The organism is Caulobacter sp. ALps2 (assembly GCF_058681635.1).
This window is the reverse complement of record NZ_CM178743.1, coordinates 1,234,803-1,257,522: the sequence shown is the minus strand read 5'-3', so window position 1 is coordinate 1,257,522 and position 22,720 is coordinate 1,234,803. Positions and strand designations below refer to the sequence as shown.

The following is a 22,720-nucleotide window of genomic DNA, read 5'->3' as shown; positions in this document are numbered from 1 at the left end:
CGCGGGGTGTTAGCTCCCAGTCAAGCCGAGGAGCCTCCCCCATGACTGACATCAGCAGCCTTACCCCCGACACCTCGTCCGCCGCCGCCGCGCTGGACGGCGCGAAGAAGACGACCGCCGAAAAGACCAAGCAGGCCAAGGAAGCGGTGAGCAAGGCCGTGAAGTCGGCTCGCGAAACCGCCACCGAAGTGGCCGCCCAGACCCGCACCTTCGCCAGCGAAAAGGCCAAGGTCGGCGCCGCCTGGACCCGCGACAAGGCCCAGGTGGCCCATCACGCCGCCGAGGAACACCCCATGGGCGTCGCCATCGGCGCGTTCGCGATCGGCCTGGGCGTGGGTTTTCTGATCGCGCGGAATTTGGACTAGTTACAAACTCAGGCGCTCGGCGTTCACGCCCGCGGCCCGCAAGGCCGCGAGGCGGGCGAACGCCAGCGTCAGGGCCTTGCGACGCGCCGGCGCCAGGGGCGTGAGCGGCGCTTCCCGTACGACCGCGCCCCCGAAGCCGTCGGCGACGATCAGGCCGGGTTCCTCCGGCAGGACGCCTTCCGGAAAATGCGGCGCGACGGCGAAGTAGAAGGCGTCGCAATAGGGCGCGTACTCGCCCCACTTCCGATCGACCCGGAAATCCTCCAGCCCCGACTTCACCTCGACGATCAGCACGTCGCCCTTGGGACCCAGCGCCATCAGGTCGGCCCGCCGCCCGTTGGGCAAGGTCACCTCGGCCAGCGGCGCGTAGCCGAGGTCGATCAGCAGCCGCGCGGCGCCGCGCGTCACGGTCAGGGTCGTCTCCGGGCGGGAGGGCTGAAGCTGGATGATCACGTCCATCGCCGGAATAATGTTCCAGCTTTGTTCGCGGATCAAGCGTCGCTTAGCGAGCCGAGGTGTGGCGTTCGCGCCCGTCCTGCGGAAACGCCAGGCGGCCTCGTTCTAGGGCGCGGGTTGCTTCGTCGGCCGTAGCATCGCGACGTCATACCCCAGCGCCTTGGCGCGCGCCGTCAGCGCCGCGCGATCGGCGTCCGTCGGGAGCTCGCGCGACAGCAGCCACAGATAACGCCCCGAGCCCTCGCCGACGATCGACCAGCTGTAGTCGTCAGCGTGGTCCATGACCCAGTAGTCGCCAAAGAACGGGCCGAAGAAGCTGACCTTCAGCTTCGCGTTCGTGGTCTTGTCCGCGACCTTGGCCTTGCCTTCGCTGACCTTGACGGGGCCGTCGACCGCGCCCTGGTGGCAGGTGTTCAGCACCCGGATCAGGCCATCGGGGCGTTTGGAGTATTCGGCGGTGACGCCCTCGCAACCCTTCTCGAACCGCATGTCGTAGCGGGCGACCTCGTACCAGCGACCGGCATAGCGCTCGAGGTCGACGGCCTTGGCCGGTTGCGGCGGATTTGGGTTGCCGACCGGGCCGGCGACACAGGCCGACAGGCCGAGCGCCGCCGTGAGTGCGAGGAGAAGAAGTTTCAAGCGCCGGCTCCGGGTGGATGTTGCGGGAACTCCAGCTTCTCATAGCCCAGTTCCTTGACCCGCTCGAGGGCGACGGCCTTGGTCGAGGTGGGCATGTCGGCGGTGCGAGAGATCAGCCAGACATAGTTGCCGCCCGGCGTCGCCATGATCGCCCATGAGCCGTCGGCGGCGCAGTCCAGGACCCAGTACTCCTGCTTTCGCAGGCCGCCCAGGAAGCTCATCGTGAAGCGGGTGTTCTGGCTGTTGGGCAGGACCCGGCCGGTGGTCGCGAAGACCTTTTCCTCGCCCAGCGGCGAGCCGCGATGGCAGATCTGCCGAACCCTGAAACTGGAGCGCCCGCCTTGGGTATCGGTCGTGGTGAAGTCGGTTGTCGGGGCCTCGCAATTGCGCTGGCCGGCGTTGGGCGTCCGGGCGATCTCGTACCAGCGGCCTGAATAGAACGCGGCCGAGACCGGCTTGGCCGGCGGTTTCGCGGCCGCCAAGGCGTCCCCGGCGGTCAGGGTCATGGCGAACATGGTCGCCAGGACGATCTTGGAAAAGCGCATGGGCGAACCTTTGCCTCGGTTCGCCCAAACGCGGAGGGCGCGGTGAAGTTCCGCCTATTCGGCCGATCTCGATCGCCGGCCCCCTTTACCTTTTACTCGGCCGCGATCTCGATCGCGGCCCCTTTACCTCTTATTCGGCCGCGATCTCGATCGCGGCCAGGGGCCGGTTCTTGAAGTTGATGGCCTGCAGGTGGCGGATACCTTCCTCGGCGATGTCGTCGCCGACCATCCGGTCGCCCTCGGCCTTCAGCTCGTCGATGTCGACATACATGGCGTAGAAGGCCCGCGTGCGATCGGTGATGATGCCGGCGTTCAGCAGCGTCTTGACCAGCACCCGGAAGATGTTGGTCTGTTCCTTCATGTTCTCCCGACGCAGGTCGTCGGTCATGATCTTCCCGTACTCCTCGACCACCTTGTCGGGATCCAGGCCGAACTCGGCATAGAGGTCCAGCTGCTGGTGCGGCGAAACCAGGTTGAACAGCAGGGTCTGGAAGCAGTGCGCCGCCCAGTCCTCGATGATGGCGTGTTCTTCGGGGCTCAGCTTGGGCACCGTGCGATCGGCCCAGATCTTTCCGAATTTGTGGTGGAAGGCCTCGTCGGTCATCACCAGCTGCAGCAGCTTCTTGCCGACGGGATCGTTGATCTGGTTGAAGAAGGTGGCGAAGGCGCCCATGGCCAGGCCTTCCACCAGCATCTGCATGCCGATGATCTTCTTGTAGACCTCGGGCGCGCCGATGATCTCGACCAGCAGGGTCTTCAAGGCCGGGCCGCACTCGACCGGCTTGCCCCAGCGGGCCTTGATATATTTGGCGAAGGCCGTGACGTGGCGGGCCTCTTCGCGCGTCTGGTTGGCGGCGTATTCCTGGGCGCCCTGGTCCTTGAGCACGTGGCACAGGCTGGCCGACAGGTTCAGCGCGCCCTGCTCGCCGTGCAGGATCGACGAGAAGCTGCGCAGCACCGACTGATTGATGAAACGGATGCGCTGCTTGGGGTCGGACAGGTGGTTGGAGACGTAGTCGGTCGACAGCGCGATCACGAGATCCTCGGGCACCAGGGCCTGGTTCTCCATGTCGAACGGCTCGTCGAAGTCGATATAGGCCTTGTCCAGCGGATCCCAGAAGTGGTCGTGGGTCGCGGAAATGATCTTGTCGAAGGCGCTGGAGCGGGCGCCGTAGCGGTCGAGTTCGAGCATCGACTCGAAGTCGTCCGGCGCGACCGCGTCGTACATGGCGTCCTTGGTGATGTTCCGGTCTTTAGTGACTTGGTCTGTCATGTCGCGGCGCTCCCTATCGGCCGGGTGACGTCCATCAGCGGGGCCCGTCTTGCGCGGGTCTCCGGCTATCTAAACACTGTCAACTCAACTCTCGCCGTCGGTCAAATGAAAAATGACGGCGGCGTCACCTTCGGTCGTCTGGAGTCGGAATGAGGATCTTCGTGCTGACCGGGGCCGGGATTTCCGCCGAGAGCGGCCTGGGGACCTTTCGCGACAAGGACGGGGTGTGGACCAAGTACGACCTGTCGGAGGTGGCCACGCCCGAGGGTTTCGCGCGCGATCCGGCGCTGGTGCGCGACTTCTACAATGCTCGCCGCGCCAACCTGGCGGGCGCGGCGCCCAACGCGGCGCATGTCGCCTTGGCGCGGCTGGAGCGCGAACTGGAAGCGCGTGGTGGCGAGCTGTGGCTCTGCACCCAGAACGTCGACGACCTGCACGAGAAGGCGGGTTCCAAGCGGGTGATCCACATGCACGGCGAGCTGGCCGTGACCCGCTGCGCTCACTGCGAGGCGACACGGCCGGACGTCGGGTCTCTGACGGCCGAGGCTGTGTGCGAGACCTGCGGGCGGGACGGTGGCGCGCGGCCGCACGTCGTGTGGTTCGGCGAGAGGCCGCTCTTCATGGACGAGATCGAGGAGGCGCTGAGCGAGGCCGACCTCTTCGTGTCGATCGGCACCTCGGGTTCGGTCTACCCGGCGGCGGGGTTCGTGACCGAGGCGCGGGCGATGGGCGTGGCGACATGCGAGATCAATCTGGAGCCGTCGGCCAACGCCTATGTGTTCGACGAGAAGCACTATGGCCCGGCGAGTGAGGTCGTGCCGGCGTGGGTGGAGCGGGTGCTCAGATAGCCCCCTTCCCCCTTGATGGGGGAAGGGTTGGGGATGGGGGTGATGCTGGGTTGGCGCCGCGCCTGGATCAACCGCCGTACTCACCCCACCCCTACCCCTCCCCATCGAGGGGAGGGGATCCTGACGAAGATTGGCAGCAGTCGGGATATGGAAGAACAGTACAGGAGCCCCGCCATGCCCAAGCCCCTAAAACCGCCCGCCGAGGAAGCCGAAGGCGCCTGCGCCTGCGGGGCGGTGCGTCTGGCCATCGGCGTCCCGGCGCGGTGGTCCTTCCACGACCATTCGGCCGCCAGCCGCCGCGCCCAGGGCTGCGCCTATGTCACCTACACGGCCAGCTATCGCAGCCGCTTCCGCTGGTTGGACGGTGAAGAGCTCGTCACCCGCCACGAGCACGAAGGCACGACCCGAGGGTTCTGCGCCCGCTGCGGCACGCCGATCTTCATGGAGCGCGAGCGCGCCCCGACCATGATCAACCTGCCCCGCGCCCTGTTCGCCGGCCGCACCGGCCGCGAACCGCGCTACCACACGGCGCTCGATGAGGCCCCCGACTGGGCCTATGCCGGCGGCAAGCTGGTCCCGCTGAAGGGTTATCCCGGCGTGATGTGGGAGCGGCCCAAGCCGAAGGCCAAACGCAAGGCGCTCGACGACTTCCTCTAGCTAACGGCCCTCCAGCGCCGCCAGCACCGCCGGTTGCACGCGCGCCAGTTCGGCCAGGCGTTCGACCAGGGCGTCCTTGCTGTCCAGGGCCAGGCCATCGCGCAGCTTGGCCATGCGCTCGCGAACCTTGCCGAGGTCGGCCGCGTTGGCCGCCGTCACCACGGCCGCCTGGTGCTTGCAGGCGCCGAACTTCTCGAAGCCGGGGCAGGTGCACGAACCCTCGCCGGCCGGGGCGCGCAGCTCCACGACATAGAGGTCGCCGACGCTGCCGGTGACATGGGCGGTGACCTTCTCGTCCTCGACCGAGACGAGGTCGACGGCGCCGGCCTCGGCCATCGCCGCGCCGGTGTCGAACCAGCGCTCGTCCATGCGTTCGCGCCAGGACTCTACGTCGAAGACTTGGCTGGGATTGGGGCTCATTCCTCGTCCTCGATGCGGTGGATGTCGTCGTCCGACAGGCCGAAATGGTGGCCGATCTCATGGACCAGCACGTGGGTGATCAGGTCGCCCAGGGTGACGTCGCCGCGCTCGGACCACTCGTCCAGGATCGGGCGGCGATAAAGAAAGACCCGCGAGGGCTCGGTTCCGTAGTCGAGCACCGAGCGGCGGCCCAGGTCGACGCCCTGGTAGAGGCCGGTCAGCTCGAACGGATCCTCGATCCCCAGGCTGTCCAGCACCTCCTCGGACGGAAAGTCGTCGACCCGGATGACCACGTCGCCCGAAAGCTGGCGGAAGTCGTCGGGCAGGGCGTCGAAGGCCTGCTTGGCCAGGACGGCGAAGTCGTCGAGCGATGGCGCGGAGCGGTCGGACCAGGTCATGGGCATCCAAATAAAGCGATTGGCGCGTTAAACCAGCCGGCGGCTAGATCAAATCGCGACAAGCGGCCACGCTCTGGTTAGATCGCGCTCTGGTCATGGCCCGACTAATCTGGGATTCTGATTCGAGGACCCGCTGGGGTAAGCGACGCGCCTGATGACTTCCTACGACCTGATCCTCGCGGCGGCGGCTGGCGCGGTTTGCCTCGCCATTTGCGTCACATTGTGGTCGCTGGGCCAGCGCCGAGGCTTCGAGACCCGTATCGCCGCGCTGAAGAGCCGACTGACGCAGCAGGGCGGCGACGCCCTGGACGCGCCCGCCTGGGTCGAGGCCTTCGACACCGCCGTGCTGGCGGTCGAGGGCGGCCGTCCCAGCCTGGCCGCCGGGGCCGAGGGCCTGGCGGCCTGCGCCCGGGTGCTGGGCGTGCCCGCCGGCGTCGACGAGGTCGTGGCCGCCCTGGGCGACAGCGATCCGGGCCATGCCCTGAAGCTGGCGGCCCTGTTCGAGCGCGGCGAGGCCTGCGTGTTCGAGGCGCGTGGGAGCGGCGGCTGGATCTCGGTCGAGGGCCGCACCGCCGGCGCCCTGGCCTGGCTGCGCCTGGCCCCCGCCAGCGGCGGCGACGCCGGCCTGCCGTCGGCGGCCCGCTTCGCCGCCTTCATCGACAGCGTGGCCGAGCCCGCCTGGATCGCCGGCGCCGACGGCCAGCCGGCCTGGGGCAACGACGCCTTCGTCCGCGCGGTCGGCGCGACCTCGGCCTCGGCCGAAGCCCTGGCCGGCAAGAGCTTCGACCGCGCCGCCGACGCCCTGGTCGTCGAGGCCGCCGAGAAGGGCGCCAAGGGCGAAGAGGGGCGCCGCGAGGCGCTGCGCTGGATCAATCTGGAAGGCCGCCGCCGCGCGTTCCGCCTGTCGGCCCAGCCGCTGGACGGCGGCGGGGTGGGCGTGTTCTGCGCGGACGTCACCGAGATCGAGGATGTCCGCGACGCCTTCCGCAAACATGTCGAGGCCCACGACGAAACCCTGAACCACATCGCCGAGGCCGTGGCGATCTTCAGCCAGACGCGGCGCCTGTCGTACCACAACACCGCCTTCGCCGAGCTGTGGGGCCTGGAGCCGGCCTGGCTGGCCGAGCGCCCGACCCATGGCGAGGTGCTGGACCGCCTGCGCCAGCGCCGTCGCCTGCCCGAGAGCATCGACTATTCGGGCTGGAAGGCCGCCGAGCTGGCGCGCTACGAGGATCTGGGGCCCCAGGCCGACGACCTGTGGCACCTGCCCGACGGTCGCACCCTGAAGGTGGTGCGCCAGCCCCACCCGCTGGGCGGCATGCTGCTGATCTATTCCGACATCACCGGCGAGCTGCGCCTGAAGGCCCAGTACAACGCCCTGATTCAGGTGCAGCAGGCCACGCTGGACAAGCTGAACGACGCCGTCGCCGTGTTCGGCTCGGACGGGCGCCTCCGCCTGCACAACGAGGCGTTCGAGACCTTCTGGAACGTCAGCGCCTTCTCGCTGGAAGCGGCTGGCGACTTCGAGGGCGTGGTCGAGCTGTGCGTGCCGCGCCTGCACGACCTGGCCTTCTGGCGCGAGCTGAAGGGGCGGGTGGCCGATCCCGATCCGCAGATGCGCGCCCCGACCTCGGGCGAGGTCCGCACCTCGGACGACCGGATCGTCGTCTATCAGAGCCGGCCGCTGCCGGATGGCGCGACCCTGATCGCCTTCGCCGACGTCACCGACACCCGCGACCTGCAGAATGCGCTGAGCGACCGCTCCGCCGCCCTGGCCGAGGCCGAGCGTCTGAAGCGCGACTTCGTCGGCAACGTCTCGTACGAATTGCGCACGCCGCTCACCACGATCATCGGCTATTCGGAGCTGCTGGAGCGGGCCGACGGCATCTCCGAGCGCGGCCGCAACCATGTGGCCGCCGTCCGCGCCGCCGCCACCCAGCTGGCCCGCTCGATCGACGACGTGCTGGACATGGCCCAGATCGACGCTGGCGAGATGGCGCTGGAGATCGAGGACATCCGCGTCGCCGACCTGCTGCTCAACGCCCAGGAGCGCGCCCTGAAGGACGCCCAGCTGGGCGCGGTCACCCTGGCCGTCGAGTGCGAGGAAGACGTCGGCCTCATCCGCGGCGACCGCAAGCGCCTGACCCAGACCCTGGACCACCTGGTCGAGAACGCCCTGCGCCAGACCCCGCCCGGCGGCCGTGTGACGCTGCAGGCGCGCCGCGCTCTGGGTGAAGTCCGCCTCGATGTTTCCGACACTGGCCGGGGCGTGCCGTTCCACGTCCAGGCCCATATCTTCGACCGTTTCGTCGGCCGCGATCGTGGCGGTCCGGGCCTGGGCCTGGCCCTGGTCAAGGCGCTGGTCGAGCTCCACGGCGGCTGGGTGGCGCTGGAGAGCGAGCCGGGCGCCGGCTCGACCTTCACCTGCCATCTGCCCGAGACCCAGCAGCCCGGCGCGATGCAGCCCGAGCTGGGGTTCTAGCCCGTCGGTCCTAGTCGGCGCTGGGCGTCGCCTGGGGCCATGAAGCCAGCATCTCGCCGCCACGCATCACGGTCACCTTGTCGATCCGCGCGGTGACGAAGCACTGCTTGGCGTGGATCGAAATGGACTGGTCGCCGGTGATGAGCTTGGACGTCACCGCGCCCCGGAAGCCGCCGCAGAAGGTCGGCGGCCGCTGGCCAAGGTCGGTGATCTCGCCCTCCAGCACCAGGGTCATGCGGCTGACATAGCGGCGCAGCTCGCGCTCGGGCAGGTGTTCGACCTTGTGGATCTTCAGCGGCTTGAAGCCGGCCGGCAGGCCCGACACGCCCTTTTCGGCGTAAGGCACGGCGATGGCGAAGCTGTACAGCCACGACCGCGTGCCCAGATCCACCGAGTCGCCGCGCCCGTCCGCAAGGGTTCCCGGCTCCATCTTGTGGGCCTTCGTCTGGTTCTCGATCGTGAACGAGGTCTCGTTGGTGACCTCGTGGGAGTCGAAGACGAAGCTCTGCAGCGGCGGCAGCTTGTCCAGGCCCTGGGGGGCGAACTGATCGTAGTTGGTCGGCGTGACCTCGCCGGGGCCGATGATCAGGTCCAGCTGGTCGTGCTTGTAGTCATAGACCCAGCGCGCCGGGCTCTGGAAGGTCGGAATGTTGCGCTTGCGGCCGTTGACGAACGGGATCTCGATCCGGAACTTTCGACCCACGGGCTGGGCGGCCCGCGCCTGCCTGGCGCCCTCCATGGCCGACTTCAGCGTGATCGTGTCCAGCGGCGCGTCGCTCGTCGATAGGGCGGCGGCGAAAAGAAGACCACCTAACATAGCAAGCCCTCCAGAGAGCATACTTAAGGAAGCGCTGGGCGGGGCGGCCTGTCAAGCGGCGAACCCTTGCCCCATCAAGGCGCGGGGTCATCGCATAAAGATATCTTTATGCGTTAATTGCTCGGAAGGGCTCGCGGTTGTATAGACTGCCGCAAGACCTTCACTCACACGACTTCATCCGACGCAGGAGCCGCACGTGGCCGACTACATCGTCAAGGACATCTCGCTCGCCGACTACGGCCGCAAGGAAATCGCCATCGCCGAGACCGAGATGCCGGGCCTGATGGCCACGCGCGCCGAGTACGGCCCCAAGCAGGTCCTGAAGGGCGCCCGCATCGCTGGCAGCCTGCACATGACCATCCAGACCGCCGTGCTGATCGAGACCCTGGTCGCCCTGGGCGCCGAGGTCCGCTGGGCGTCTTGCAACATCTTCTCGACCCAGGACCACGCCGCGGCCGCCATCGCCGCCGCTGACATCCCGGTCTTCGCCTTCAAGGGCGAGAACCTGGTCGAATACTGGGAATACGCCCACAAGATCTTCGAGTGGCACGACGGCGGCTACCCGAACCTGATCCTGGACGACGGCGGCGACGCCACCCTGCTCTGCGTGCTCGGCCCCAAGGCCGAGAAGGATCCGTCGATCCTGAACAACCCGCAGAACGAGGAAGAAGAAGCCCTCTACGCCGTGATGAAGAAGTACCTGGCCGAAAAGCCGGGCTTCTACTCGGCCATCCGCGCGGCCATCGGCGGCGTGTCGGAAGAGACCACCACGGGCGTGCACCGGCTGTACCAGATGGCCGCCAAGGGCGACCTGCCGTTCCCGGCCATCAACGTCAACGACAGCGTCACCAAGTCGAAGTTCGACAACCTGTACGGCTGCCGTGAATCGCTGGTCGACGCGATCCGCCGCGGCACCGACGTCATGCTGTCGGGCAAGGTCGCGGTGGTCTGCGGCTACGGCGACGTGGGCAAGGGCTCGGCCGCCAGCTTGCGCCAAGGCGGCGCTCGCGTGATCGTCACCGAGATCGACCCGATCTGCGCCCTGCAGGCGGCGATGGAAGGCTATGAGGTCCAGACCCTGGACGACGTCGCCGGCCGCGCCGACATCTTCGTCACCGCCACGGGCAACAAGGACGTCATCACCGTCGATCACATGCGGCAGATGCGCAACAACGCCATCGTCTGCAACATCGGCCACTTCGACAGCGAAATTCAGATCGCCGGCCTGCGCAACTTCAAGTGGGACGAGATCAAGCCGCAGGTCCACCACGTGGAATTCCCGGACGGCAAGAAGATCATCGTCCTGTCGGAAGGCCGCCTGGTGAACCTGGGCAACGCCACCGGTCACCCCTCGTTCGTGATGTCGGCCTCGTTCACCAACCAGACCCTGGCCCAGATCGAACTCTGGACCAACAAGGGCGCCTATCAGAACCAAGTCTACACCCTGCCCAAGCACCTGGACGAGAAGGTCGCCTTCCTGCACCTGGAAAAGCTGGGCGCGAAGCTCTCGGTCCTGCGCAAGGACCAGGCCGACTACATCGGCGTGCCGGAAACGGGCCCGTTCAAGCCGGACCACTATCGCTACTAGGCAGCGGACGGACGTTACGGGAGAACGCGACATTTCCGTTACGGAAATCACGTGATTTTCCAAGGGGAAAGGCCTGCCAGCGATGGCGGGCCTTTTCTTTTCACGTCTCCCGCGAACACGCCCTATTCAAGTCCGCAATGCTCGGCTAATCGCTCTTCCATGCCGTTAGCCTTGATCCTTTCCAGCCACGTCGCCGGCAGCCAGGTGGGCGCGACGGCGCAAGCCACCGCCCTGGCGCAATTCCGCATCGACTCGATGGTCGTGCCGACGGTCCTGTATGGCCGCCACCCCGGCTGGGGTCTGCCCGGCGGCGCGCCCGTGCCGATCGAGGTGTTCGAGGGCATGCTGGACGGCATCGAGGCCAACGGCCTGTTCGGCCTGGTCGATCTGGTCATCACCGGCTACTTCGCCACCGCCGCCCAGGTGCGGGCCGCCGCGCGGGTCATCGACGCCGTGCGCGAGGCTCCCCGCCAGGGCGCGGCCACCCGCAAGGCGGTGGTCATCGTCGATCCGACCATGGGCGACGCCGGCAAGGGCCTCTACATCCCGACCGAGACCGCCGACGAGATCATCACCGACCTGATCCCGCGCGCCGACGTCGTGGCCTGCAATTCCTGGGAGCTGCGGAAGCTGACCGGAACCGACGCCCGCGACCCGGTCTCGGCCATGAAGGCCGCCCGGCTGCTGGGCAAGACGACCCTGGTTTCCTCGGTGCATCGCGGGGCCGAGATCGGCGCCGTGCTGGCGGACAAGAAGGAAGCCTGGCTGGCCGCCCACGCCAAGGCCGACCGCTCGCCCAACGGCGCCGGCGACCTGCTGACCGCGCTGTACGCCGCCTCGATCCTGGAGGGGCAGACCTTCTCGTACGGCCTGGCCCGGGCCGTCGGCGGCGTGGCCGAGACGATCACCGCCGCCAACATCTGGAACGCCCCTGAGCTGCCGATCGTGGCCATGGGCGCGCGCATCAAGCAGACCTCGCCGACCGTGCGCATCGAGCGGCTGGCCTAGGATGAGCGTCGATATCACCGGTCTGTGCCCCGACCGCTTCGCCCGCGTCCGCGAGACCTTCGAAGCCAATTTCGCGAACAACGGCGAGCTGGGCGCGCGCTTCGCCTTCGCCATCGACGGCGAGATCGTCGTCGACCTGATGGGCGGCTTCGCCGATCGCAAGCGCGAGGTCCCGTTCGGCCCCGACACCCTGACGGCCTTGTTCTCGACCACCAAGGCCGTCGCGGCCCTGCTGGTCGCGCGTCTCGTCGACGAGGGCCGCCTGGCCTATGACCAGCCGGTCGCCGACGTCTGGCCGGAGTTCGCGCGGGCCGGCAAGGGCGAGGTCACGGTCGAGCAGGCTCTGTCGCACCAGGCCGGCCTGTCGGGTTTCCTGGACGAGACAGATCCGGCGATCTGGTTCGACTGGGACGCCACCTGCGCCAAGCTGGCGGCCATGGCCCCGCTGTTCCCGATCGGCTCGGCCAGCGGCTATCATCCCGTCACCTACGGCTATATCGCCGGCGAGATCTTCCGCCGCGTCGACGGCCGGACCATGGGCGCGGCCCTGCGCGAGGACATCTGTGGCCCGCTGGGCCTGGATATCTGGATCGGCCTGCCCGACAGCGAGCACGGCCGCGTCGCCGACCTGATGCGCCCGACGGCGATGCCCCAGTTCGGCGAGATCAATCCCGCCCTGACCGCCGCTTTCTTGAAGCCCTGGTCGTCGCCAGGCGGCAAGAGCGCGGCCGAGTGGCGGCGGGTCGAGATCCCCTCGGCCAACGGCCACGCCACCGCGCCGGCCCTGGCGCGCCTGATGGGGGCCCTGGCCAACGGCGGAAGCCTGGACGGCCGGTCGCTGATCACGCCGGCGGGGATCAAGGCCGCCAGCGCCGAGCGTATCCGGGGCCAGGACCTCGTCTTGCCCTACGAGATCAGCTGGGGCGCGGGCTTCATGCGCAATGAGCCCAACATGTATTATGGGCCCACGGCCGAAACGTTTGGCCACTCCGGCTGGGGTGGCTCGTGCGCCTTCGCCGATCCGACGCGCGGCGTCTCGGGGGCCTATGTCATGAACAAGCAGGGCGCCGCCCTGATCGGCGATCCCCGCGCCGTGCGCCTGATCGAAGCGGCCTACGCCTCGCTGTGAGGCTTGGGTCGGATCGTGGCGAGGCCGACTAGACCCGCCACGATCGCCGCCACGGCGCTGATGCCCATGACCCAGGGATAACCGCCGCCTCCCGGGGCGAAATAGACGAGACCCAGCACCGCCACGGCCAGTAGACCCGCCACGCGGGCGACGGCGTTGTTGACGCCCGAGGCGATGCCCGAGTGACTGGAGGGGACCGCCGCCATCACCGTGCTGGTCAAGGGCGCGACGCTGATCGTCATGCCCAGCGCCAGCACCAGCAGGCCCGGCAGCACGCCGGTCCAGAAGCCGCCGCCGATCCACGGCGCGCCCAGCAGGGCGAAGCCGATCCCGGCCGTGATCGGACCGACCGTCAGCATGGCTCGCGCCCCCACCTTGTTGGCGATCCGTCCCGCCAATCCCGAAAACGTCCCCATCACCGCCGACAGCGGCAGCAGGGTCGCTCCGGCCTCGGCGGCCCTGTAACCGTGGTGGGCGATCAGCTCGTAGGGCAGGAAAAACATCGCCCCGGTCAGGCCGAAATACAGCGCCAGGGTCAGCAGGTTGGCGCCGCTGAAGGTCGGCGAGCGGTACAGCGACGGTGGCATCATCGGATGCTTTTCGCGGCCTTGCAGCACGACGAAGCCGACCAGGATCGCGGCGCCGGCGACGATGGCGCTCCAGACGGCCGGGCTGGTCCAGCCACGCGCGCCGGCCGCCGTCAGGCCCCAGGTCAAGGCGCCCAGGCCGGCGGCGGCCAGGATCGCGCCGCGCCAGTCCAGGTGCTCGACGTCCGGATCTCGGCTCTCGGGCACGGCCTTCAGAGTCAGCCAGACGGTGGCGGCGGCGATCGGCAGGTTGATCAGGAAGACCGCGCGCCACGACACCGCGTCGACCAGCCAGCCGCCCAGCACCGGTCCGAACGCGCCGGTCACCGCGCCGAACCCGGCCCAGGCTCCGATCATCGGCCCGCGCCGCTCTTCGTCGAAGGCCGCGCCCAGTATGGCCAGGCTGGCCGGCACGACCATGGCCGCGGCGACGCCTTGCAGAGCTCGGGCGGCGATCAGCCAGGCGATGGTCGGGGCCAGGGCGCAAGCCAGGGAGGCCAGGGCGAACAGCGTCACGCCCACGACGAACACCTTGCGCCGCCCCCAGCGATCGCCAGCCGAGCCGCCGATCAAGACCAGCGAGCCGAGCAGCAAGAGGTAGGCGTTGACGATCCACTGGATCTCCTCGGGCCGCGCGCCCAAGGCCTGGCGGATCGTCGGCAGGGCGACGTTGACCACCGAGCCGTCGATGAAGGCCAGGCTGGAGCCCAGCACCGTCGCGGCCAGGATCAGCCGGCCTCGGCCCTTGGAGATCGTCGCGTCATCCATGGCCGCGACCATGGCCCGCCGTTCAGGCGGGCGCCAGGGCCCTGGCCCGCTTCCAGGCGCCGTGGGCGAAGACCGCCACGCCGGCCCAGATGAACACGAACGACAGGGCGCGCATCGGCGTGAAGGGCTCGCCCAGCGCCACGCCCACCGCGAACTGCAGGGTTGGAGCGATGAACTGCAGGAAGCCCATGGCGCTGAGCGGCATCCGGCGCGCGGACCAGGCGAACAGAGCCAGCGGCACGACCGTGGCCGGACCCGCCAGCAACAGCAGGAGCGTCACGCCGGGGGCGGCCCCCAGGTGGCCCTCGCCGGCGGACCGCAGGTGCAGCACATAGAGCAGTCCCGGCACGGCCAGATAGGCGCATTCGATGAACAGGCCGGTCTGGGCGTCCGCCTTCACCTGCTTGCGCAGAATGGCGTAGACGCAGAAGCTGAGCGCCACGCCCAGCGAGATCACCGGCAGGTGGCCCAGGGCGGCGGTCTGGATGGCCACGCCGATCGCGGCCAGGCCGATGGCGATGGCGCCCTCCCGGCTGATCCGCTCGCGAAACAGCAGCGCCCCGGCCGCCACGTTCATCAGCGGGTTGATGTAATAGCCAAGGCTGGTCTCGATCACGTGGCCCGCGTTCACCGCGAAGACGTAGATCGACCAGTTGATGAAGATCGCCAGGGTCGACGCGGCCAGCACCGCCAGGGTCTTGGGCTGGCGCAGCACGGTCATCACCTGGCCGCCCTGACGGGCCAGCAGCACGATCAGAAGCGCCCACGGCGCGGCCCACAGGGTGCGGTGAGCGATCATCTCCCAGGAGCTGACGCCCAGGGTCGACAGCAGGTGGAAGTACAGCGGCAGAAAGCCCCACAAGGTGTAGCAGCCGATGCCGGCGAGCAAGGCCGCGCGCCCCTCGTCTCGGGTCTCGTTCACATCCGCCGTCATGGCGTGTCGTCCTCGCTGTCGAAATGAAAAAGGGCTCCCGGGAGGTCTGCCCCGGGAGCCCTGATTTCCACCCGCTTGTTGCGGATCGTGGATCTTAGGCGGGGGTCTTCTGCTTGATCAGGCCCTTGTCGTGCAGGAGCTGGGCGATCTGCACGGCGTTCAGCGCCGCGCCCTTGCGCAGATTGTCGGCCACGCACCACAGCGCGATGCCGTTCTCGACCGTCGGGTCGGTGCGGATGCGCGAGACATAGACCGGGAACTCGCCGGCGGCTTCCTTCGGCGTCATGTAGCCGCCGTCCTCGCGCTTATCGATGACTTCCACGCCCTCGGCGTCGCGCAGGATCTCGCGGACATCTTCCTCGTCCAGCGGGGTCTCGAACTCGATGTTCACCGCTTCGGCGTGGCCGACCATGACCGGCACGCGCACGGCGGTGGCGGTCAGCTTGATCGACGGATCCAAGATCTTCTTGGTCTCCATCATCATCTTCCACTCTTCCTTCGTGTAGCCGTCCTCCATGAACACATCGATGTGCGGGATGACGTTGAAGGCGATCTGCTTGGTGAACTTCTTGGGCGGCGGGGCGCCCAGGACGAAGACGCCCTTGGTCTGGTCCCACAGTTCGTCCATGCCCTCTTTGCCGGCGCCCGACACCGACTGGTAGGTCGAGACGACGACGCGCTTGATCTTGGCTTCGGCGTGCAAGGGGGCCAGCACCACCACCAGCTGCGCGGTCGAGCAGTTGGGGTTGGCGATGATGTTCTTGGGCATGCGGTTGACGGCGTCCGGGTTCACTTCCGGCACCACCAGCGGCACGTCCGGATCCATCCGGAAGTGGCTCGAATTGTCGATGACGATCGGACCGGCCGCGCCGATCTTCTCGCCCCATTCCTTGGAGATGGCGCCGCCGGCGCTCATCAGCACGATGTCGACGGTGGAGAAATCGAACTGCGCCAGATCCTCGCAGTGCAGGATCTTGGCGCCGAACGAGACTTCCACGCCGATGGATTTGCGGCTGGCGATGGCGTGCATCTTGTCGACGGGGAATTTGACTTCCTCGAGGATGTTGAACATCTCGCGGCCCACATTGCCCGTGGCGCCGACCACGGCGACCCGGTAACCCATCGCGCTCTCCTGAAACTTCTGTCCGCGTACCGCGCGGAGCGTGGTTCCCGTACGCCTCATGCCCAGTTGGCGCAAGGCGAGGAAAGCTGGCGTGGCGTTTAGGGCTTAGGGGGCGGCAGGTCCTCCAGGGTGAAGGTGATCGGCAGGGTGATGCGCAGGCCCTCGACCGCGTCGCCCTCCTTGGTCCAGGGGTTCATGCGCATGACCGCGGCGGCCTTGATCGCCGCCGCGCCGAAGTCGAGGCCGGCGGGCTCCTCGCGCGCGGCCTGGCAGTCGGTCAGTTCGCCCGTCGCCGTGACCGTGCAGGTGGCCGCGCCGACGCCCGTCTTGACCCCGGCCTTGATCGCCGCCTCGGGATAGACCGCGACCATGCCTTCCGGCGACAGGGTGCGGATCCAGCGCGGCTTGGTCAGCTTGCGCGCGTCGGGCAGGGCCGGATCGCGGAAGCGGAACGGCACGTCGATCTTGAAGTTCTTCACGGACTTCGCGTCGTCGGGGGCGAAGGTGATCCGGAAGTCCCTGGCCAGCGCCTGGGCGGCCTTGCCGAAACCCCGGCCGCGCGGGCTCTCGGAGATCACGTTGCAACCGCGCAGCACGCCGGTCTTGTCGAGGGCGCAGCGCAGGGCCGCCTGGCCCGAGGCGAGGCCGGCGGCGTCCTTGGGCCAGGCCGCATCGACCTCGGCCTGGGTCGGAACACGGGTCCAGGGCGGGTCCAGGACGATCGTGGTGCTGCTCATCAGCGAGGAGGGATTGGGGGCGCCCCAGTTGATCGGGATGGTCACCGAGCCGCCGGGCACGGCCTTGCCGCCGCGGATCTTGGGCGTCATCCGAAACTGCGGGGCCAGCTGCAGACCGGCCGCGCCGAAATTGTAGTCCTTGGGCGACTCGCTGGTCACCTTGCAGTTCTGCAGGAAGCCTTCGACCGTCACCTGGCAGGCGATCGTCGCCTTCCCGGCCCTGCCGTCCTCGATGGCCTTCTTCGGGAAGACGTTGGCCAGGTCCTGGCCGGTGGGCTTGCGCAGCCAGTCGGGATTGGCGTCGCCGGGCGCCAGGAACTCCAGATAGGTCCGCACCGGACGGCCGACCACCGAGGCGCCGGCGTCGTCGGTGGCCCTGATCCGCTCGTAGCCGACCACGGACAGCGCCGCTTGGCCAAAGCCCTGGCCGGGCGGATCTTCCTTGGCGATCTCGCAGTCGGCCAGCTTGCCGCCTTCGGCCGCGACGCAGTCGAGCGCCGCCTTGCCGGTGACGGTCGCGCCCTTGGGATAGGCGGCTTTCATCTTGGCCTTGGGCGCGCCGGCGACGAAGACCGCCTTCCAGCCGCCGGTCTTGGCCGGTGTGTCGTCGTCCTCATCGGCCCAGGCGGCGTGGAGGGAGGCGAAGGACAGACCCGCGGCGAGCAGCGCCGGCAGAAGCTTACGCGTCACGGTGAAACCCTGAGCAGAGGCCGGCGCGCGACCTCTTCGGAGCTCGACCTTAGGTGGAGATTAGGGCAGTCATTCCGCGCCCGCCAGAGGGTTTCCGACGCGCGCCGCGCCCCCTATGTTGCCGGCCATGACCGACGTCGCCGATCCCCCGCTGCCGCACGCTTCCGAACTGACCCAGGACGGTCCCGCTGTCCGGCTCTTCCTGGTCGACGGCTCGGCCTATCTGTTCCGCGCCTATCACGCGCTGCCGCCGCTGACCCGCAAGAGCGACGGCCTGCCGGTGGGCGCCGTCCAGGGCTTTTGCAACATGCTGTGGAAGCTGATGCGCGACATGCAGGGCGACACGCCCACGCACCTGGCCGTGATCTGGGACCACTCGGAAAAGACGTTCCGCAACCAGCTCTACGACAAGTACAAGGCCCACCGTCCGCCGCCGCCCGAGGACCTGATCCCGCAGTTCCCGCTGGTGCGCGAGGCGACCCTCGCGTTCGGCGTGCCGGCCATCGAGCTGCCCGGCTACGAGGCCGACGACCTGATCGCCGCCTATGCCTGCAAGGCCCGCGACGTCGGCGGCGAGGCGATCATCGTCTCGTCCGACAAGGACCTGATGCAGCTGGTCGGCGACGGCGTCTCGATGTTCGACCCGATGAAGGGCCTGCGCATCGAGCGCGAGCAGGTGTTCGAGAAGTTCGGCGTCTATCCCGACAAGGTCGTCGACGTTCAGGCTCTGTGCGGCGACAGCGTCGACAACGTTCCGGGCGCGCCGGGCATCGGCATCAAGACCGCCGCCCAGCTGATCACCGAGTATGGCGACCTCGACACGCTGCTGGCCCGGGCTGGCGAGATCAAGCAGCCCAAGCGCCGGGAGACGCTGATCGAATTCGCCGACCAGATCCGCTTGTCGAGAGCCCTGGTCAAGCTGGACTGCGACACGCCGCTGCCCCAGCCGCTGGACGAGCTGAAGGTGCGCGAGCCGGACAAGGAGGTGCTGGCCGCCTTCCTCGAGCAGATGGAGTTCCGCACCCTGGCCCGCCGGGTCGGCGACGGCTCGGCCGCCATGGCGCCCGGCACGCTGGGCGGTCCGTCGGGCGACCGCGCTCCCAGTCTTGGAGGCGGGGGCCAGCCCAAGGCCCCGGTCAGCACCGTCTCATACATGGGCGCGGCCGCCCGCGCCGCCGCCAATGCGGTGGCCGAGCCGGTCACGATCGACCACGCGACCTATGTCTGCGTGCGCGACCTCGACACCCTGAAGGCCTGGGTGGCCAAGGCGACGGCCAAGGGCGTCGTGGCCTTCGACACCGAGACGGACGCGCTGGGGTCGGCGACCGCCGGTCTGTGCGGAATTTCCCTGGCCGTGGCGGCCGGCGAGGCCTGCTACATCCCGCTGGGCCACTGCGAAAAGGCCGATGGCCTGGCCTTCGAGGCGCCCGCCGACATCGAGCAGATCCCGCTGGCCGACGTGATCGCGACCCTCAAGCCGCTGCTGGAAGACCCCGCGGTGCTGAAGGTGGCCCAGAATGCCAAGTACGACATCGCGGTGTTGTCGCGGCACGGGATCCAGGTCGCGCCGATCGACGACACCATGCTGATCTCCTACGTGCTGGAGGCCGGCCTGCACGGCCACGGCATGGACGAGCTGTCGGAGTTGTGGCTGGGCCACAAGCCGATCCCGTTCAAGCAGGTCTGCGGCACGGGCAAGGGCCAGATCAGCTTCAAGCACGTGGCCCTGCCGGAGGCGACCGCCTACGCCGCCGAGGACGCCGACGTCACCCTGCGCCTGTGGGAAGTGCTCAAGCCGCGTCTGGCGCGCGAGGGCCTGGCGACCGTCTACGAGACCCTGGAGCGTCCGCTACCGGCGGTGCTGGCGATGATGGAGAACAACGGCGTCCGCGTCGATCCCGAGGCGCTCCGCCTGCTCTCCAACGAGTTCTCTCTGCGCATGGCCAAGTTCGAGGAGCGCGCCCAGGAGCTGGTCGGTCGTCCCTTCAACCTGGGCAGCCCCAAGCAGATCGGCGACGTGCTGTTCGGCGAGATGGCTCTGAAGGGCGGCAAGAAGACCGCCACCGGCCAGTGGTCCACCGACAGCGACGTGCTGGAGAGCCTGGCCCTGGAGCACGAGCTGCCCCGCGTCCTTCTGGACTGGCGGCAGCTCAGCAAGCTGAAGGGCACCTATACCGAGAACCTGATCGCCGCGATCGCGCGGAGCACGGGCCGGGTCCACACCTCCTACGCCCTGGCCGCGACGACGACGGGCCGCCTGTCCTCGTCCGATCCCAACCTGCAGAACATCCCGGTCCGCACCGAGGAAGGCCGCAAGATCCGCAAGGCCTTCATCGCCGAGCCGGGCAAGGTGCTGATCAGCGCCGACTACAGCCAGATCGAGCTTCGGCTGCTGGCCCACATCGGCGACATCCCGCAGCTGAAGAAGGCCTTCCAGGAGGGCCTGGACATTCACGCCATGACGGCCTCGGAGATGTTCGACACGCCGATCGAGGGCATGGACCCGATGATCCGCCGCCGGGCCAAGGCGATCAATTTCGGCATCGTCTACGGCATCTCGGCCTTCGGCCTGGCCAACCAGCTGGGCATCGGCCAGGGCGAGGCCGGGGCCTATATCAAGACCTATTTCGAGCGTTTCCCCGGCATCCAGGCCTATATGGACGCGACCAAGGCCTTCGTGCGCGAGCACGGCTATGTCTCGACCATCTTCGGGCGGAAGATCACCATTCCCGAGATCCAGTCCAAGTCGGTCGGCCAGCGCCAGTTCGCCGAGCGGGCGGCGATCAACGCCCCGATCCAGGGCGCGGCCTCCGACGTGATGCGTCGGGCCATGATCCGCATGCCCGCCGCCCTGACGGCCGCGGGTCTCGAGGCTCGGATGTTGCTGCAGGTGCACGACGAACTGGTCTTCGAGGCTCCGGAAGCCGAGGCCGAGCGCGCCTGCGAAGTGATCAAGTCCGTGATGGAGAACGCCGCCGAGCCGGCCGTCGCGCTGTCGATCCCGCTGACCGTCGAGGCCCGCGCCGCCAAGAACTGGGACGAGGCGCACTAGGGAATTGATCCGTGTCCGGAGTGTGTGATGGTGAGGCCCGCCATCGCTCCGGTCGCGCGCGGGCGTCAGGCGAGCGTTTGCAACTTCTGAGCAAGTCTTTGAGATTGTGACGGAATCTCAAACAATCCTGCGACGTTCGGTCACAGTAGAGTTAACAGCCCGGCAACCTTGTAAGCCGCACAAAGGGGCGATGTGTTCGGTTGCACGGTCCCCCTCCGTCGCGACCGGACCTGCGAAACCTTCGGAGGCTGCGGTGAAGTTCGGCAATTTCAAGATCCCTACGAAGCTGTTGGTCGTGTTCGGCGTGCTGCTGGCGACCATCGCGACGATGGGCGTGGCGTTGTTCATTAACTCCAAGGTCCTGGAATATTCGGTCGCGCGCACCGATCGGGCCTACAAGGTGATGCAGGCGGCCGACACGGCCACTTTCCGCCTGACCCGCCAGGAGAACTCGCTGCGCGGCTACCTGCTCTCGGGCGACGACTATTACGTTCAGCGCATCGAGACCGTGCACAAGGTCAAGTTCTTCGATGCGCTGGACAAGCTGGATCAGCTGAGCGCCGACAAGGCTCAGGTGCAGGCGATCCGCGACGCCTACGCGGGCTATCGCCAGCAGGCCATCGACCCGGGCCTGACGCTGGGTTCGGATCCGGCGACCCGTCCGCAAGCCGTCGAACTGGTTCGTAACGACGGCGTCGCCGACAAGGCCGTGGCGCCGGTCGAGGACGCCCTGGACGCCATCCAGGCCTGGGCTCAGAAGCAGATCGACGCCGAAGCGCTGGCGCAGAAGCAGGCCCAGGCCTTGTCGAACACCGTGCTGATCGCCGGCATCCTGCTGAGCGCCGCGATCGCCCTGGGCGGCGGCCTGCTGCTGTCGAGCTCGATCGCCAAGCCGGTCGCGGCCATGACCGCCGCCATGCGCCGCCTGGCCTCGGGGGACAACGCCATCGAGGTTCCGGCCACCGATCGCGCCGACGAGGTGGGCCAGATGGCCGCCGCCGTCATCTGCTTCAAGGAAGCGGCTATCGCCAAGATCCGCGTCGAGAAGGAGGCGGAAACCACGCGCACCGCCGCCGAGCGTGACCGCGCCGCCAATGACGACGAGCGCCGCGCCGCCGAGGCCGAGCAGGCCGAAGTGGTCGAAGCCCTGGCCTCGGGGCTGTCGCGCCTGGCCGGCGGCGACCTGACCGCCCGCATCGACGCGCCGTTCGCCGGCCGCTACATGAAACTGCGCGAGGACTTCAACGAGGCCGTCGCCAAGCTGCAGGAGGCCATGAAGGCCATCGTCGCGGCCACTGGCGGCGTCAACGCCGGCTCCGACGAGATCGCCGAAGCCTCCAACAACCTGTCGCGCCGCACCGAGCAACAGGCCGCCGCCCTGGAAGAGACCGCCGCCGCCCTGGACGAGATCACCGCCACCGTCCGCAAGACCGCGTCGGGCGCCAAGGAAGCCTCGCAGGTCGTGGCCGCCGCCCGTTCGGACGCCGAGCGTTCTGGCCGGATCGTCGGTCAGGCCGTCTCGGCCATGACCGAGATCGAGACCTCGTCCAGCCAGGTCAGCCAGATCATCGGGGTGATCGACGAAATCGCCTTCCAGACCAACCTGCTGGCCCTGAACGCCGGTGTCGAGGCCGCCCGCGCGGGTGAAGCTGGCCGTGGTTTCGCCGTCGTCGCCCAGGAGGTTCGCGCGCTGGCCCAGCGCTCGGCCGACGCGGCCAAGGAAATCAAGACCCTGATCTCGACCTCGACCCAGCAGGTCGGCGCCGGCGTGGATCTGGTCGGCCAGACCGGCGAAGCGCTGAACCGCATCGTCGAACAGGTCGCCTCGATCGACGCCCTGATGCAGGAAATCTCGGCCTCGACCACCGAACAGGCCACCGGCCTGAACGAGGTCAATACCGCCGTGAACCAGATGGACCAGGTCGTCCAGCAGAACGCCGCCATGGTCGAAGAAGCCACGGCCGCGACGCATTCGTTGAAGAACGAGGCCACCTCGCTGGCCAGCATGGTCTCGCGGTTCAATGTCGGCGCGGAAAACGCCGCCCTGACCCCGGCCGCCCGTCCCGGTCAACGCCCGGCGACGCCGGTGGTCAACCGGGCAAAGCCGGTATCGCGTCCCAGCGCGCCGATTTCGCGTGGCAACACCGCCGTGGCGGTCAGCGAAGACTGGGAAGAGTTCTGATCGTCTAACGATCGATGAGACC

20 protein-coding genes are annotated in these 22,720 nt (G+C 68.2%); 9 read left to right on the top strand and 11 right to left on the bottom strand.

The window, feature by feature from the left end; all coding sequences use genetic code 11:
* The first annotated feature begins 41 nt into the window (after window positions 1–41).
* Window positions 42–365, top strand: coding sequence for a hypothetical protein (locus tag ACW173_RS05855; protein ID WP_492083934.1), 324 nt, complete (start codon window positions 42–44; stop codon window positions 363–365).
* On the opposite strand, the gene mmcB is transcribed toward ACW173_RS05855, so the two are convergent.
* From mmcB to ACW173_RS05835, 4 genes are all read right to left on the bottom strand, one after another.
* Entirely contained in the window at window positions 366–824 is a 459-nt protein-coding gene (gene mmcB / locus ACW173_RS05850) for a DNA repair putative endonuclease MmcB (RefSeq protein WP_492085920.1), read from the bottom strand.
* A 102-nt stretch (window positions 825–926) separates the two neighbouring features.
* Complete coding sequence (locus tag ACW173_RS05845; RefSeq protein WP_492083933.1) at window positions 927–1,460, bottom strand: lipocalin family protein; 534 nt, start codon at window positions 1,458–1,460, stop codon at window positions 927–929.
* Window positions 1,457–2,005, bottom strand: a complete 549-nt coding sequence (locus ACW173_RS05840) for a lipocalin family protein (protein WP_492083932.1) — start codon at window positions 2,003–2,005, stop codon at window positions 1,457–1,459. Before ACW173_RS05840 ends, ACW173_RS05845 begins: the two co-directional genes overlap by 4 nt.
* 130 nt (window positions 2,006–2,135) lie before the next feature.
* Window positions 2,136–3,278 carry a ferritin-like domain-containing protein gene (locus ACW173_RS05835; RefSeq protein WP_492083931.1) on the bottom strand — a complete coding sequence of 381 codons (1,143 nt, stop codon included), beginning with the start codon at window positions 3,276–3,278 and terminating at the stop codon, window positions 2,136–2,138.
* Window positions 3,279–3,427: 149 nt separating this feature from the next.
* Here ACW173_RS05835 and ACW173_RS05830 point away from each other — a divergent pair, with 149 nt between their 5' ends.
* Window positions 3,428–4,126 carry an NAD-dependent deacylase gene (locus tag ACW173_RS05830; RefSeq protein ID WP_492083930.1) on the top strand — a complete coding sequence of 233 codons (699 nt, stop codon included), beginning with the start codon at window positions 3,428–3,430 and terminating at the stop codon, window positions 4,124–4,126.
* A 174-nt stretch (window positions 4,127–4,300) separates the two neighbouring features.
* A complete protein-coding gene (locus ACW173_RS05825) occupies window positions 4,301–4,783 on the top strand; it encodes a GFA family protein (protein WP_492083929.1) in 483 nt (160 codons plus the stop codon).
* Here the strand turns inward: ACW173_RS05825 and ACW173_RS05820 are convergent, their stop codons facing one another.
* Together ACW173_RS05820 and ACW173_RS05815 are read right to left on the bottom strand one after the other, a co-directional pair.
* On the bottom strand, window positions 4,784–5,203 hold the full coding sequence (locus ACW173_RS05820; protein WP_492083928.1) for an SWIM zinc finger family protein: 420 nt from the start codon (window positions 5,201–5,203) through the stop codon (window positions 4,784–4,786). It abuts the gene before it with no gap.
* Window positions 5,200–5,601, bottom strand: coding sequence for a metallopeptidase family protein (locus ACW173_RS05815; RefSeq protein WP_492083927.1), 402 nt, complete (start codon window positions 5,599–5,601; stop codon window positions 5,200–5,202). The genes ACW173_RS05820 and ACW173_RS05815 overlap by 4 nt, the downstream gene beginning before the upstream one ends.
* 154 nt (window positions 5,602–5,755) lie before the next feature.
* Between ACW173_RS05815 and divL the strand changes: the two genes are divergently transcribed.
* On the top strand, window positions 5,756–8,083 hold the full coding sequence (divL, locus tag ACW173_RS05810) for a cell cycle protein kinase DivL (RefSeq protein WP_492083926.1): 2,328 nt from the start codon (window positions 5,756–5,758) through the stop codon (window positions 8,081–8,083).
* 10 nt (window positions 8,084–8,093) lie between these two features.
* Here the strand turns inward: divL and ACW173_RS05805 are convergent, their stop codons facing one another.
* Window positions 8,094–8,900: a hypothetical protein gene (locus ACW173_RS05805; RefSeq protein ID WP_492083925.1), complete on the bottom strand. Its 807-nt coding sequence runs from the start codon at window positions 8,898–8,900 to the stop codon at window positions 8,094–8,096.
* Window positions 8,901–9,096: 196 nt separating this feature from the next.
* Between ACW173_RS05805 and ahcY the strand changes: the two genes are divergently transcribed.
* The 3 genes from ahcY to ACW173_RS05790 all read left to right on the top strand — a co-directional run bounded on the left by ahcY (window position 9,097) and on the right by ACW173_RS05790 (window position 12,625).
* The gene (ahcY, locus tag ACW173_RS05800) at window positions 9,097–10,488 is read left to right on the top strand and encodes an adenosylhomocysteinase (protein ID WP_492083924.1); all 1,392 of its coding nucleotides are present in this window, start codon (window positions 9,097–9,099) and stop codon (window positions 10,486–10,488) included.
* A 159-nt stretch (window positions 10,489–10,647) separates the two neighbouring features.
* Window positions 10,648–11,496 carry a PfkB family carbohydrate kinase gene (locus ACW173_RS05795; RefSeq protein WP_492083923.1) on the top strand — a complete coding sequence of 283 codons (849 nt, stop codon included), beginning with the start codon at window positions 10,648–10,650 and terminating at the stop codon, window positions 11,494–11,496.
* 1 nt (window position 11,497) lies between these two features.
* Window positions 11,498–12,625 (top strand): serine hydrolase domain-containing protein, encoded by a 1,128-nt coding sequence (locus ACW173_RS05790; protein WP_492083922.1) that lies wholly within the window; start codon window positions 11,498–11,500, stop codon window positions 12,623–12,625.
* Here ACW173_RS05790 and ACW173_RS05785 read toward each other — a convergent pair.
* The 4 genes from ACW173_RS05785 to ACW173_RS05770 form a co-directional block, all read right to left on the bottom strand.
* Entirely contained in the window at window positions 12,610–13,980 is a 1,371-nt protein-coding gene (locus tag ACW173_RS05785) for an MFS transporter (protein WP_492083921.1), read from the bottom strand. The two genes, ACW173_RS05790 and ACW173_RS05785, sit on opposite strands and share 16 nt — an antisense overlap.
* 22 nt (window positions 13,981–14,002) lie before the next feature.
* Window positions 14,003–14,914, bottom strand: coding sequence for an EamA family transporter RarD (gene rarD / locus ACW173_RS05780; RefSeq protein ID WP_492083920.1), 912 nt, complete (start codon window positions 14,912–14,914; stop codon window positions 14,003–14,005).
* 94 nt (window positions 14,915–15,008) lie between these two features.
* Window positions 15,009–16,037, bottom strand: a complete 1,029-nt coding sequence (locus tag ACW173_RS05775) for an aspartate-semialdehyde dehydrogenase (protein ID WP_492083919.1) — start codon at window positions 16,035–16,037, stop codon at window positions 15,009–15,011.
* Window positions 16,038–16,135: 98 nt separating this feature from the next.
* Window positions 16,136–17,464, bottom strand: a complete 1,329-nt coding sequence (locus tag ACW173_RS05770) for a TonB family protein (protein ID WP_492083918.1) — start codon at window positions 17,462–17,464, stop codon at window positions 16,136–16,138.
* Between the two features lie 127 nt (window positions 17,465–17,591).
* Between ACW173_RS05770 and polA the strand changes: the two genes are divergently transcribed.
* Window positions 17,592–20,516, top strand: coding sequence for a DNA polymerase I (polA, locus tag ACW173_RS05765; protein ID WP_492083917.1), 2,925 nt, complete (start codon window positions 17,592–17,594; stop codon window positions 20,514–20,516).
* A gap of 253 nt (window positions 20,517–20,769) precedes the next feature.
* Window positions 20,770–22,698, top strand: a complete 1,929-nt coding sequence (locus tag ACW173_RS05760; protein WP_492083916.1) for a methyl-accepting chemotaxis protein — start codon at window positions 20,770–20,772, stop codon at window positions 22,696–22,698.
* The last annotated feature ends 22 nt before the right edge of the window (window positions 22,699–22,720 follow it).